Here is a 13,305-nt window from a genome sequence, read left to right as displayed (position 1 = left end):
CATTTTCGTTTTGTCCTTCGCGCTTTCTCGCGCAGAAAGAATAGGCACAACACATGATTGGTATATTTCTCGAACAGTTCTGCCGTGGCCTGAGAGTCGTGATCGCACTCCTCACCATGGCGCTGGCCATTCCGGTCGCCGCACAGGTTCTCGCCCGCTACACCGGCGTCATTCCGGTCTATTTGTGGACCGAAGAACTGGCGACCTTTATCTTTGTCTGGGTCGTGATGATCGGATCCATGATCGCCGTCTGGGACGGTACCCATTTCGCGGTGCTGGTGCTTCCTGACGCAACCTCTCCCCTCGGCACGCTGATCCAGAACGGCTTTGTCCTCGTCCTGTTGATCGCTTTTGGCATCATGTTTGCATGGTATGGTGTCGCCTACGCAAAATTCGGCGCACTCCAGCATTCGGTGATGATGAACGCCAATATGTTCGTCACCCATGTGTCGGTCCCCATCGCGGGCGCTGTCTGGGCCGTCTTTGCAAGCTACCGCCTCTCGCAGGTGATTGCCAATTTCCGCAACGCAAGGAGCGCCGCAGCATGATCGTTTCAACCGGAATGGCCTGCGCGATCCTCGTGGGCTGCTTTCTTCTCCTTGTCATGCTGCGCGTGCCCGTTGCCTTTGCGCTCGGCCTCGCCACCGTGCCCGTCGTGGTGCTGGACCTGCGGCTGACCCCTTTCATCCTGCTGGACCGTATGTTCCAGTCCTATAATTCCTTCATCCTTCTGGCTGTGCCGTTTTTCCTGCTGGCCGCCAACCTGATGAACTCCGGCAAGATCACCGACAAGCTCATCAATCTGGCCCGTGTGCTCACTGGCTGGATGCCGGGCGGTCTGGGGCATGTGAATGTTATGGTCTCCATGCTGTTTGCGGGCATTTCCGGCTCCTCCACCGCAGATGCGGCGGGCTGTGGCAAAATCCTTATCCCCGCGATGAAGCGCGAGGGTTTCGATCTGCGCTTTGCCGTTGCGATCACCGCCTGTTCCTCTGTCATGGGCGTGATCATCCCGCCGAGCATCCTCATGGTGGTCTGGGGCGGGGTTATGCAGATCTCCGTCGGCGGGCTGTTTCTTGCCGGTGCCATTCCTGGGCTGATGATCGGCGGCGCGTTGCTCGCAACCGTCTATGGTTATGCCAAGGTCTACGGCTACCCGATCAGCGACCGCCCGACATTGGCCAGCTTCTGGGTCGCGTTGCGTGGCGCGATCCTTGCGTTGCTTACCCCCGTCTTCGTGGTCGGCGGCATCATCGGCGGCATCGTGACCCCGACCGAAAGCGCCATCATCGCCGCCTTCTATTCCATGATCCTCGGCCTGTTCGTCTACCGCACGGTCAGCTTCCGGCAGTTGGGCGAAATCTTCTATGACACGGGACGTTTCGCCTCCATCTCGCTTTTCGCCATCGGCACGGCAACGGCCTTTGGCTGGCTTCTGGCCTTCTACAAAGTGCCAAGTCTGATCGTGGGCTGGATGACCATGCTTGATGCAGGCCCCTTCGGCACAGGGCTTGTCATTGCCTTGCTCTTTTTGCTCTTCGGGCTGTTCATCGACGCGATCCCGACGATCATCATTCTTGGCACGGTCCTGATGCCTGTGGCCGCAAGCGCCGGAATCCATCCGGTCACCTTCGCAATCATCGGGATTATCTCTCTGGCCTTCGGGTTGGTGACACCGCCTTACGGGCTTTGTCTTCTGATCTCGGCGGCCATCGGGGAGATCAACGTGGTCAAAGTGCTGCGTGATGTTGTGATCATCCTGTTCCCGATGCTGATCATCCTCTTGCTGGTGATCCTGTTCCCCGAACTTGCCCTGTGGTTGCCGCGTAAACTGATGCCCGGAGCGGTCTGACCGGCGTCTTGACGGAGAAGGCGGGCGGTTGCAAAGCGCGACCGCCCGAAACTGCATAGGCCGCATGAGCAAATGCGTGTGTCAGGCGGGGTCAAGGAACTGGAACTTATGGCACTCTACCCCTATTGTGCGCGAAGCAACAAAGAGCGAGACGAATGGCAGATCTGAATACAAACTGGGACCGTCGCACCGGCGTAGATGTGGTAACAGATCACCTCTACGAGGAAATCATTTCGCTTAAACTGCTGCCTGGCACGAAAATTTCCGAAGCGGAAATCGCCGCGCGGTTCGGGGTGTCGCGTCAGCCCGTGCGTGATGCCTTCACCCGTTTGGCCAATATGGACCTTCTGGTTATTCGTCCGCAGAAGGCGACGGAGATCAAACGCTTCTCCACACGCTCGATTGAAAAGTCCCGCTTTATCCGCGCTGCCGTGGAGGCCGAAGTGCTGCGCCGTGCTGCGGCCCGCTGTGACGCCAAAGACGCGGCTGCCCTTGAGGCCGCGCTGGCCGAACAGCGTGCGGCGCTGGAGAATTGCGACTACGATTCCTTCGCTTCGATGGATTACAACTTTCACAAATTGCTCTGTGATATCAGCGGCGCCGACTTTGCCTTCGATGTCATTCGTGCGGAGAAATCCAAGGTCGACAGGCTTTGCATGCTCGGTCTTGAAAAAGAAAACCGGATGCCGCTTTTGATCGAAGATCACGAGACCATTGCCCGCCATGTCATTGCAGGCGAGCCGGAGGAAGCGGTCACCGCCGGAAAGCTCCATTTGTCGCGTCTCGATTCGACGATCGAGCGGATCAGGGAGCAGAACGCAGCCTATTTCGAGAGTGACAGCCGCCGCTGAGCGGGCTTTGCCTCCCGTGGGAGGTAGCGCCCGCCCGCAGGCGATGTTCGGCGATTTGTGCCTGATTGGCGCGTGTCAGATTTCGACACCTGCGGCGCGATAGATGCTTTCCATCAGACGCAGGGTTTTCAGGTTGTCCAGCCGGTCGGTCCGGAACGCGCGTCCGGTGCGCAGCCCTTCTGTGAAATCCGTGACCGCCCCTGTGAAACAGGCCTGATAATTGGCCGTGAGATCATGCAGAGACACGTTGTCCGGCTCCGAGAGCCGCGTGATCCGGTCTTTGTCATAGATCACCGTGTCGATTTCTCCGAGCAGTTCAAGCCGGTCAGTCGGCAGCGGCGGGTGGCCGGGCGCGGCGATGTCTGCGTCGATAAGCACAAGGGCGCCGTCATCTGTTTTGAGCTGGATTAGAGCCACATCCTCACCCTTGAGGTCGGGGTTCATCCGGTCGAGAGTCGCATTGATAACAGTCATTTCGCCCAGAATTGCGCGCAGCGCATCGAGGTGGTGGATCAGCACTTCAAACACCAACAGGCGACGGAAGTCGGCGAGGTAGGGTTGGCGGTTGAGCAGGAAAGGCACCTTGCCCGGATAGTCCAGAACCGCAGAGGCGCGCACTGTGAGCCGTGCATGGCGCAAGCGGCCAACCTCTCCGGCCCGCATCCGTTGGGCCAGTTCGGCGTAATGCGGGCGGAACCGGTAGTTTTCGTGAATCATGAACCGCACCCGCTCACCCACATCTTTGATCAGGGATTCGGCCTCGGCCACGGTGGGGGTCATGGGTTTCTGGCACATCACATGTACACCATGATCCGCCGCAAGACGCACCAGCGGGGCGTGGCTGTTGACAGGGGTGATGATGTCCACCGCATCGGGCTGCACCGCGTCCAGCATCTGCCCCATGTCGGAGAAAACCCGCGGAATCCCGAAAGCATCCGCCTGCTCCTGTGCCTTTTCACCATCAGGATCGCAAATCGCCACCAGTTCGACACCGTTTTGCGCCTGCCATCCTTTCAGATGGAACTGGCTGATCGCCCCTGCACCCGCCACGGCGACCTTTAGCGTTTCGTAAGCCATCCCTGATTGTCTCCTGAAAATTTCCTTGCGCCCAACTAGGATACTAGTATTGACAAATCAAGTCCACCGGTTACAAATTCAGACAAATATCACGTGACGGATCGAAAACCGGATGTGTGATATGATGACGGTTGTGTCCGGAGGAGGAGCTTTGGGCCCAACATTCTACATAGGTCGAATCGGGCGGGTGAGACCCAATCGATGGGACCATGCGACCCCTTGTGGGGTTTCAGTTCATTGGGAGGACTACATGACTAATTTTTACAAAACCTCGCGTCGCGGTTTCATGAAGGGGGCCGCAACGGTCTCTGCTCTGGCTCTGATGGCCGGTCCCGGCTGGGCGGCGGACTACCCGACGCGTCCGGTGACGATGATTGTGCCTTGGGGCGCAGGCGGCGGCACGGATGCCACGGGCCGCATGATCGCAGCCCTGCTGGAACGCCGCCTTGGCCAGCCCTTCAACGTGGTCAACCGCACAGGCGGCGCAGGCGTCATCGGCCACTCGGCCATCGCCACCGCACCCAACGACGGCTACACTCTCGGCGTGGTCACGGTCGAAATCGCCATGATGCACCACCTCGGCCTGACCGAGCTGACCTATGAGGATTACACCCCGCTCGGCCTGATGAATGCGGACAGCCCCGCGATCACCGTTTCCGCCAAGAGCGACTACAAAGACATCCAGAGCCTCACCGAAGCCGTGGTCAATTCCGAACCGGGCACCTTCAAGGCCTCCGGCACATCGCAAGGCGGCATCTGGCATCTGGCTCTGGTCGGCTGGCTCAAGTCTCTGGGCCTCGAAGGCAACCACGTCACATGGGTGCCCTCCGAAGGCTCCGCCCCCGCGATGCAGGATCTCATCGCCGGTGGTGTCGATATTGTCACCGTCTCTCTGGCCGAAACCAAAGCAATGGTGGATGCGGGCCGTGCCCTCAACATCGCGCTGATGGGCTCCGAACGCGCAGCGAGCCATCCGGATGTGCCGACACTCATCGAAACCGGCGCTGCCGATTTCGCACTGGCAACATGGCGCGGGATTTGTGGCCCGAAAGACATGCCGCAGGAGGCCGCCGATAAGGTGTCCGCAGCACTGGCCGAGATCGCGGTTGATCCCGAATTTGTCGAGTTCATGAACGGTCGCGGGTTCAACATCTCCTACCTTGATCCGGCGGCACACGGGAAAATGATGGCAGAGGCTGACGCGCTGATGGGCGAGACAATGGCCGCAGCCGGTCTCATCCAGAAACCCATGTAATCGACGAAATCCAAAAGGCCGTGCGACCGGATCATCAAGGTCCGGTCGCCCTTTCGATGCGAGGGTGCCATGAAACTTACCGACGCCTTATTGGGTGGCTTTTTCATCTTGTTCGGAGGCGTGATGCTATGGATGGCATCGCAATTCCCCAGTTTTCAGGGCCAGCCCTACGGGGCCTCCTTTCTGCCCTCGATTCTCGCTGTAGGCTTCGTGCTTTCGGGCGGGCTTCTGGTGCTGCGTGATGTCAGGGTACGCCGCCTTCCCGCGCCGGACGGCGTCAGTCGGCCCATATTTTCCTTTGTGTCTGACCTGAAAAACGGCGGCACACCCGCGCTTCTCGCTGTTCTCGGCAATATCCTCGCGCAGATTTTTCTGGCTCCGGGCATCGGGTTTCTGCCCGTCTCCCTCGTCGGGCTTTGTGTTCTCTTTCTCCTGTTGCGTCTGTCATTCGTGAAATCATTCATTCTCGCCCTTGCCGTCACTCTGGTCTGTTGGTGGATGTTTGCCGGTCTGTTGCGCGTGCCTTTGCCGCGTGGATTGCTTGAGGGGGTTCTCTAAATGGGCAGTTTTGACATCATTCTTCAGGCGCTGGATCTGGTGCTCACCCCCGAAGTGCTTCTGACCGCACTTCTGGCCGGAACATTCGGTCTGTTTGTCGGGGCGATGCCGGGCCTGACCGCCACGATGGCGACCGCGCTTCTGGTGCCTCTGACCTTCTTTATGGACCCGATTCCGGCACTGGCCGCCATTGTGTCCGCAAGTGGCATGGCGATCTTTGCCGGAGATATTCCCGGTGCCTTGCTGCGTATTCCGGGCACACCCGCCTCCGCCGCCTATGTCGAGGACAGCTACCGGCTGACCATGCGCGGGCGGATGAACGAGGCGCTGGGCGTCAATCTGATTGTGTCCTGCATCGGCGGGTTGATCGGCATTGCCGTGCTGGTCATCGCTGCGCCGCTGCTGGCGGAATTTGCCCTGCGTTTCACCTCTTATGAATATTTCTGGCTGGCGACGATGGGCCTGTCCTGCGCCATTTTCGTGGCATCCAGCGACCCTTTGAAAGCAGCGATTGCGCTTTTGCTGGGGCTTGCTCTGGCCACGGTCGGTCTTGATCCGACGACCGGCGTGCCGCGTTTCACCTTTGGCCAGACGAACCTGCTGGCGGGTATCGAGTTCATTCCGGCGATGATCGGTCTTTTCGCACTGGCCGAGGTCATGCGCGGGATGATCCGTCTGCACGGCGGCACCGCGCCGATCAACATGCCGAAGAACCCAGGTCCGCTGTTCAAAGGGGTCGGCGGCATTATCCGGCGTCACCCGACCAATGTGGTGCGCGGCTCTCTTATGGGCGTGCTGATTGGTGCGTTGCCCGGCGCGGGGGCTGATATCGCCGCATGGATGTCCTATGCGGTGTCCAAGAAGTTTTCCAAGACGCCCGAGAAATACGGCACCGGTCATGTCGAGGGGTTGGTGGATGCCTCCGCAGGGAACAACGCCGCGATTGGCGGGTCGTGGATTCCCGCGCTGGTGTTCGGCATTCCCGGCGACAGCGTGACCGCTATCGTCATCGGTGTGCTTTATATGAAGGGCATGAATCCCGGCCCGACCGTGTTCCTGCAAAACCCGCAGTTGATTTACGCCGTGTTCATCATCTTTGTGCTGACCACGCTGATGATGGTGCCGCTGGGCTGGGGGGCGGTGAAGCTCGCCAAACAGGCGTTGCGCGTGCCGTCGCGGGTGTTGCTGCCGATCATCATGAGCCTGTGCATTGTCGGGGCCTTTGCCATGACCAATTCCGTATTCGGCATTGTCATCATGCTCGGGATGGGTGTGACGGGCTGGATTCTCGAAGAGAACGGTGTGCCTGTGGCTCCGATCATTTTGGGTCTCGTGCTCGGTCCGATGTTCGAGCGCATGTTCATGACCTCGATGATCAAGTCGAACGGAGATCTTCTGGCGTTCTTCGAGCGTCCTATTGCTGCCGGTTTGGGGATTTGTGTGCTGTTGATCTGGACCGTTTCGATCGTCAAAGCGCTGCGCAAGCGTCGCGCTCCGGTGGCTGTTGTGGCGGAGCAGGGGTCTGACGACACCTCGCCGCCGGCCTGATTTTTGCCCGACAAGTATCCGACATAAGTCCGACGTGTTGCAGACGGGCTTTTGCGGCCTTATTCGTTCACGTCCCCGTTTGTGGGGGCGGGGCGATCTGGTGGAGTGCAAGCGGGTGGCCCCCCACGGTTTCCACGACAATATCGAGGTCGAAGACTTCGCCCAGTCTGGGGCGGGTGACGATCTCGGCAGGGGTGCCAAGCGAGTGGACCCGCCCGTCTTTGAGCGCCACGATCAGGTCGGCATAGGCGGCGGCAAAGTTGATGTCATGCACGACGATGACAAAGCTTTTGCCCTGTGAGGCCGCCGTTTTCAGGCGTTCCATCATCTCGCGGGCGTGTTTCATGTCGAGGTTGTTAAGTGGTTCATCCAAAAGGACATAATCCGTGTCCTGTGCCAGCACCATCGCCACATAGGCGCGTTGGCGCTGACCGCCGGACAGTTCGTCGAGGAAGCGGTCGCGCAGCTGTGTCAGCCCCATCATCTCAAGCGCATGATCGACGAGCGCATGATCCTCCGGCGCGGGGCGGCCCTTGTGATGTGGGTAGCGGCCAAAGCCCACGAGGTCGGCCACGGTCAGCCGCGCGGCGACGGAATTGTCCTGACGCAGGATTGAAAGTTTGCGTGCGAGGGCATCCGTGGGCGTCGTCGAGACATCCGCCCCGTCCACTGTGATCGCCCCGCTTTGCAGCCGAACCAACCGCGCAATCAACGACAACAACGTAGATTTCCCCGCCCCGTTCGGCCCGATTAGAGCCGTTATTCCGCCGCGCGGAATCGTCAGGGATATATCGCTAAGGATCGGCGCGCCGTCGATGTTGTGGCTCACATTCGAGATTTCGATCATCGTCTGACTCCTTTGAGCAGAAGGTAGAGAAAGGTGATGCCTCCGAGCGCGTCGATCACCACGGACAGTGTGCCTTGTAGCCCCAGAACATGCTCATAAATGGCCTGCCCGCCCACCAGCGTGACTATGGCAACGAGGGAGCTGGCGAGGAGGGTTGGCGCAAAACGTGCGCCGGGCAAAAGGCGATAGGCCAGATGCACGACCAGCAGACCAAAAAAGGTCACAGGCCCGACAAGAGCGGTGGAGACCGATACAAGCAAGCCGATCATGGCAAAAGCGGCGAGCATCACGCGCCGGTAGTGCAGGCCCAAGCCAATCGCGGTTTCGCGCCCCAGAGCCAGCACGTCGAACTGGTGCCGCATGTGCCAGAGCACCGGCAGGGTGAGCGCGGTGAGGGCAATCGCGACCCATAACAGATCGGTATTCACGGAATTGAACCGTGCAAACATCGCGCCTTGCACGACAACAAATTCATTGGGGTCGATCATGCGCGCGATGAAATTCGAGAGGCTGCGGAACAGTGTGCCAAAGATGATCCCGACCAGCACCAGCAGGTGCAAATCGCGGGATTTCGCTGTGAAAAGCCAGAGAAAAAGGCCGGTAGAGAAGGCCATCATGACAAAGGTCTCGGCGGCGAATTTGGTCATCGGATCGATATCCAGCATCGCCATAGAGCCCAGCCCGAAGACCAGAAGGGTCTGGATCATCATATAGAGCGCGTCAAAGCCCATGATGGCAGGGGTCAGAATCTGGTTTCGTGTAGCGGCGTGAAAAAGCTGAGTCGAGGTGGCGATGGCAAAGGCCACAAGGATCAGCCCTGCAAGCTTGCCTGCCCGAAAGCTCAGAGCAAATTCCCATGCGCCGGATGGCACGCCTAACGTGAGAAAGAGCCCGATTGCGAAAACGGCAAGCAGAGCCAACATGGTCAGACGCTTTGTCTGTTGAGACAAACGTGGTTTGAACACTGTGCTGTGGGGGAGGGCGCTATCGGACGGCATGGCTTTGACGTCCGAGCAGGAGGTAGAGGAAGACAGCGGCCCCGACCACGCCGAAAATTGTGCCAATCGGGATTTCATATGGCTGGCGGATAACCCGACCGATGATGTCGCACAACAATAGCGCCCCTGCACCAAGGCTGGCGGCCCACGGCACGGCGGCGCGTAGGTTGTCGCCCATGATGCGGCTGACAATATTTGGCACGATCAGGCCGAGAAACGGGATCGCACCGACTGTGACGACGACAACGGCGGTGGTGACAGACACGATGATCAGCCCGATCCACATCACCGTGCGGTGGTCAAGACCGAGCGTGATCGACACATCACGCCCCATCCCCATGATCGAAAACTGATCCGCGTAAAGATACCCGATCAGAGCCAGTATGCCTGTGATCCACAAAAGCTCGTAACGCCCTCGCAGAACGCCGGAAAACTCGCCTGTGGTCCAGATGCCGAGATATTGCAAAAGATCCGCCTGATAAGCGAAAAAAGTCGCCACCGCGCCGATCACCCCGCCCAGCATCAAGCCCACCAAGGGCACGAGAAGAGGCTCATGCGGCGGGAGGCGGTCAAGGATGCGCAGGAACAAAAGCGTGCCCGCAATCGCACAGAGCGCGGCGATGGACATTTTAACCAGCAAGGGCGCTGCGGGGAAAAATGCAATGGCGATCAAAAGGCCGAGCCCCGCGCTTTCGGCGGTGCCTGCCGTGGCGGGTTCGACGAATTTGTTGCGCGTGAGCATCTGAAAGATCAGACCCGAGATGGCCATAGAGACGCCGGTCAGAATGATGGCCAGCGTGCGCGGGATGCGGCTGGCCAGAAAAATAAGCGTATCATCGCCCTCACCGCGTATGACCGCGCCGAGGTTCATGTCGGAGGCTCCGATCATGAGGCTCAGCGCCGCCATTATGACAAGGCTCGTCAAGGCGAGCAGCATATGCAGTGCGGGCGATTTCATGCGCGTTTACTTCGTGTCCTTGAAGGCTTCGATGAACTGGTCCACCGTGTCCTGAAGCGAGCGCACCCCTGTGGTGGCAATGTAGAAATCGGCGGGATGCACATAGATCACCTGACCTTTTTGCATCGCGGTGGTTTCAGCGACCAGTTCGTTGTCGAGGGTCTCTTCGGCTTTCGGCCCATCTGCATTGACCGCACGCGTCCGGTCGAAGACGATCAGCCAGTCGGGGTTCACGTCGTGCAGGAATTCGAAGCTGACAGCCTCACCGTGAGTTTGAGCCTCCACATCTTCCAGAAGCGGCTCGACGCCGAGCGTGTCATGGACCCAGCCAAAGCGCGAACCGGGCCCGAAGACTGAAATTTTCGGCCCGTTGGTCATCACGACGAGACCCTTGCCCGCATCCTTGGTCAGACCGCGCAGCTCCTCCAGTGAGCTGTGCAGCTGATCGACCAGAGCGTTGGCCTTGTCTTCTTTGCCAAACAGCGCACCCAATTCCAGTGTCTGGGTCTTCACAACGGTTTCAATGTCCTCGGAGAACGGGCTGAAGTCGACAGTGGGAGCAATTTTGGAGAGTGGTTCGATTTGATCGCGGGTGCGTGTCCCTGTGATGATCAGGTCGGGTTTGAGCGCAAAGACCTGCTCGAAATCCGGCTCGAACAAGGAGCCGACAGTTGTGCGCGATCCGTCATAAAGCCCTTCGAGAGCCGGAACACGGTTGGGTGCGGGGAGGCCTGCAACATCAACCCCCAGCGCGGTCAGTGTATCAAGCGCGCCCACATCAAAAGTGACGATTGTTTCGGGGGTGCCTTCGACCGTGACAGGGCCGGAGATGGTGGTGATTTCGGTGGCCGCCGCAGCCGTACACAGGGTAGTGGCGAGGGCCGCGCCTCTGACAAAATGAGCAAACATGACGATCTCTTTCGCTGTTGGGAGACCGGTTGTCTGGCGGCGGCTGGACGCGCGGTCATATCGGGCGTGTTGATAGCAAGTGTTTTAACTGACAAAAAGCATAAAGTTTTACCCCGTGTTCACTAAAACGCGCGTGGATGCGGAAAACAGCCAGCTCTCTTGCCCCTTCTGGGCCAAAGCCTTAAGACCCTGTTTCAATGCATTTGACAGAGCAAGGGCATGGCGATGGCGAATTTTCTCTATAAAAACGATCTTCCGGACGATCTCGACCTCGGGCCGGTCGTTGCCATTGATTGCGAAACCATGGGGTTGAACCCGCATCGGGACCGTCTTTGCCTTGTTCAAATGTCCGGCGGCGACGGGAATGCGCATCTGGTCCAGATCGAACGCGGACAGACAGAAGCACCAAACCTGTGCAAAATGCTTGCCGATCCCGATGTGTTGAAGTTGTTCCATTTCGGGCGGTTCGACATTGCGGCGATGTATCATACCTTCGGCACCTTGGCCGAGCCCGTGTATTGCACCAAGATCGCATCGAAACTCGTGCGCACCTTCACCGACCGGCACGGGCTGAAAAACCTGCTCGATCAGCTGTTGAAAGTGGATATTTCCAAGTATCAGCAAATGAGCGACTGGGGCGCGCGGGATCTGACCAAGGCGCAACTCGACTATGCGGCGTCCGATGTTCTCTATCTGCACCGGCTGCGGGACAAGTTGAACGAGATGCTGGTCCGCGAAGGTCGTATGGAGATCGCGCAATCCTGCTTCGATTTCCTGCCGACCCGCGCCAAGCTGGATCTCGAAGGCTGGCCCGATACTGACATTTTCGCCCATTGAGGCCCTTTAAGGATCGAAACATGACCAAATCCGACGCATTTCTGTCCACGGCGAAACGGGTGATTGCCCAAGAAGCCGAAGCTCTGGGCCTTTTGTCCGACAGTCTTGGTGAGGAATTCACTAAAGCCATCGAGACCGTCCTTTCAGCGAAGGGCCGCACCATTGTCACAGGTATGGGCAAATCCGGCCATATCGCGCGCAAGATTGCCGCCACTCTGGCATCCACCGGAACGCCTGCGTATTTCGTGCATCCGGCAGAGGCGAGCCACGGGGATCTGGGCATGATCGGGGATGGCGACATCTGTCTTGTCCTTTCCAACTCCGGTGAAACGCCGGAACTGGCCGACCTCATTGCCTATACGCGGCGGTTTAAAATTCCGATGATCGGAGTGGCGTCCAACCCCGACAGCACGCTGATCCGCGCCTGTGATGTGGCTCTTATCCTGCCCAAAGCGCCCGAAGCCTGTGGTCATGGCATCGTGCCGACCACGTCGACCACCATGACGCTGGCGCTGGGCGATGCTTTGGCGATTGCGCTGATGGAACACCGTGCCTTCACCGCCGATCATTTCCGTGTGCTGCATCCGGGCGGCAAACTCGGGTCGCGGCTTACAAAAGTGCGTGACCTTATGCACAGCGATATGCCCTTGGTGCCCACCGACACGCCGATGCGGGAGGCTCTTTCGGTCGTGTCCGCGAAAGGTTTCGGTGTGGTCGGTGTTGTCGATGCCGAAGGGCATCTGCGCGGGATCATTACGGATGGTGACTTGCGTCGCCATATCGACGGACTGTTGGAAAAGACAGCAGGCGACATCATGACCGCCGACCCGCTGACCATTTCTCCTGATGCGCTGGCCGAAAAAGCCGTTGCGCGTATGGATGAACGCGCCATCACCTGTCTGTTTGTGCGGGATCCTGCCGAAGACGGGCGGCCTTGCGGGATTTTGAAAATTCAGGACTGCCTTCGCGCCGGTGTCGTGTAAGACGTCCTTATGGCGCGGTTCGATAACAGGTACTCAAAATTCGTGGCATTTGCCAAAGTTGCCCTGCCTTTGGGCAGTCTGGCGATTCTGGCCACGCTTTTCCTGTTCGCGCGCGGGCGCGAGGTCGATCTCTCCATTCCCTATGCGGATGTCGACATTGAAACGCTGGCCCGCGAACAACGTGTCGAGGGGCCGGCCTTTGCCACGGTCACGCAGGATGGTGCCGAGCTTGAAATCTCTGCCGATCTGGTGCGCCCCGATCTTTCCGCTGAAGATGTGGTTAACTCCACCACGATTCGCGGCGCGCTTCGATTGCCCGGAAACGGGTCGGTGACGCTCAAGGCCGACGATGGGGTTATTGATGGATCCGGTCAGGTTGCCGAGCTTTCCGGCCATGTCGAGATCGAAACCTCAACCGGCTACACGATCACCTCCGAGCGGATCGCCACGATGCTGGATATCTCGAAAATCGAAAGCCCCGGAACCGTTGATGCGATTGGCCCCGCGGGCGATTTGACGGCGGGTTCCATGGTTATTTCACAAGATGCCGAGACAGAAGCCTACCTTCTGGTTTTCAAGGACGGTGTAAAGCTGGTATATCAGCCCTGACTTTCGAGGACTTTGCCGTGACA

General features: G+C 58.9%; 14 protein-coding genes. 9 read left to right on the top strand and 5 right to left on the bottom strand.

Annotation, left to right across the window (positions count from 1 at the left end; all coding sequences use genetic code 11):
• Positions 1-53: 53 nt before the first annotated feature.
• From KO492_RS08015 to KO492_RS08005, 3 genes are all read left to right on the top strand, one after another.
• Positions 54-548: a TRAP transporter small permease gene (locus KO492_RS08015; protein ID WP_216044482.1), complete on the top strand. Its 495-nt coding sequence runs from the start codon at positions 54-56 to the stop codon at positions 546-548.
• A complete protein-coding gene (locus KO492_RS08010) occupies positions 545-1,852 on the top strand; it encodes a TRAP transporter large permease (RefSeq protein ID WP_216044481.1) in 1,308 nt (435 codons plus the stop codon). Before KO492_RS08015 ends, KO492_RS08010 begins: the two co-directional genes overlap by 4 nt.
• Before the next feature lie 155 nt (positions 1,853-2,007).
• Positions 2,008-2,703, top strand: a complete 696-nt coding sequence (locus KO492_RS08005) for a GntR family transcriptional regulator (RefSeq protein WP_216044480.1) — start codon at positions 2,008-2,010, stop codon at positions 2,701-2,703.
• A 75-nt stretch (positions 2,704-2,778) separates the two neighbouring features.
• Here KO492_RS08005 and KO492_RS08000 read toward each other — a convergent pair whose 3' ends face one another.
• Complete coding sequence (locus KO492_RS08000) at positions 2,779-3,780, bottom strand: Gfo/Idh/MocA family protein (RefSeq protein ID WP_216044479.1); 1,002 nt, start codon at positions 3,778-3,780, stop codon at positions 2,779-2,781.
• A gap of 250 nt (positions 3,781-4,030) precedes the next feature.
• Between KO492_RS08000 and KO492_RS07995 the strand changes: the two genes are divergently transcribed.
• The 3 genes from KO492_RS07995 (at position 4,031) to KO492_RS07985 (ending at position 7,141) form a co-directional block, all read left to right on the top strand.
• Entirely contained in the window at positions 4,031-5,035 is a 1,005-nt protein-coding gene (locus KO492_RS07995; RefSeq protein WP_216044478.1) for a Bug family tripartite tricarboxylate transporter substrate binding protein, read from the top strand.
• 69 nt (positions 5,036-5,104) lie between these two features.
• Complete coding sequence (locus KO492_RS07990) at positions 5,105-5,593, top strand: tripartite tricarboxylate transporter TctB family protein (RefSeq protein WP_216044477.1); 489 nt, start codon at positions 5,105-5,107, stop codon at positions 5,591-5,593.
• Positions 5,594-7,141: a tripartite tricarboxylate transporter permease gene (locus tag KO492_RS07985; protein WP_216044476.1), complete on the top strand. Its 1,548-nt coding sequence runs from the start codon at positions 5,594-5,596 to the stop codon at positions 7,139-7,141.
• A gap of 67 nt (positions 7,142-7,208) precedes the next feature.
• Here the strand turns inward: KO492_RS07985 and KO492_RS07980 are convergent, their stop codons facing one another.
• From KO492_RS07980 to KO492_RS07965, 4 genes are all read right to left on the bottom strand, one after another.
• A complete protein-coding gene (locus tag KO492_RS07980) occupies positions 7,209-7,988 on the bottom strand; it encodes an iron ABC transporter ATP-binding protein (protein WP_216044475.1) in 780 nt (259 codons plus the stop codon).
• Entirely contained in the window at positions 7,985-8,911 is a 927-nt protein-coding gene (locus tag KO492_RS07975) for an iron chelate uptake ABC transporter family permease subunit (protein ID WP_252735441.1), read from the bottom strand. Before KO492_RS07975 ends, KO492_RS07980 begins: the two co-directional genes overlap by 4 nt.
• A 61-nt stretch (positions 8,912-8,972) precedes the next feature.
• Positions 8,973-9,944, bottom strand: coding sequence for an ABC transporter permease (locus KO492_RS07970; protein ID WP_252735440.1), 972 nt, complete (start codon positions 9,942-9,944; stop codon positions 8,973-8,975).
• A 6-nt stretch (positions 9,945-9,950) separates the two neighbouring features.
• Positions 9,951-10,853: a siderophore ABC transporter substrate-binding protein gene (locus KO492_RS07965; protein WP_216044473.1), complete on the bottom strand. Its 903-nt coding sequence runs from the start codon at positions 10,851-10,853 to the stop codon at positions 9,951-9,953.
• 225 nt (positions 10,854-11,078) lie between these two features.
• Here KO492_RS07965 and KO492_RS07960 point away from each other — a divergent pair, with 225 nt between their 5' ends.
• From KO492_RS07960 to lptC, 3 genes are read left to right on the top strand one after another with little or no spacing between them, the layout of a single operon-like run.
• Positions 11,079-11,690, top strand: a complete 612-nt coding sequence (locus tag KO492_RS07960; protein ID WP_216044472.1) for a ribonuclease D — start codon at positions 11,079-11,081, stop codon at positions 11,688-11,690.
• Between the two features lie 20 nt (positions 11,691-11,710).
• On the top strand, positions 11,711-12,673 hold the full coding sequence (locus tag KO492_RS07955) for a KpsF/GutQ family sugar-phosphate isomerase (RefSeq protein ID WP_216044471.1): 963 nt from the start codon (positions 11,711-11,713) through the stop codon (positions 12,671-12,673).
• A gap of 9 nt (positions 12,674-12,682) precedes the next feature.
• On the top strand, positions 12,683-13,282 hold the full coding sequence (gene lptC, locus KO492_RS07950) for an LPS export ABC transporter periplasmic protein LptC (RefSeq protein WP_216044470.1): 600 nt from the start codon (positions 12,683-12,685) through the stop codon (positions 13,280-13,282).
• Positions 13,283-13,305: the final 23 nt, after the last annotated feature.

It is taken from the genome of Celeribacter halophilus (assembly GCF_018860305.1).
GTDB lineage: Bacteria > Pseudomonadota > Alphaproteobacteria > Rhodobacterales > Rhodobacteraceae > Celeribacter > Celeribacter halophilus_A.
Note: the sequence above shows the minus strand (reverse complement) of the source record. Positions and strands in the feature narration are given on the sequence as shown.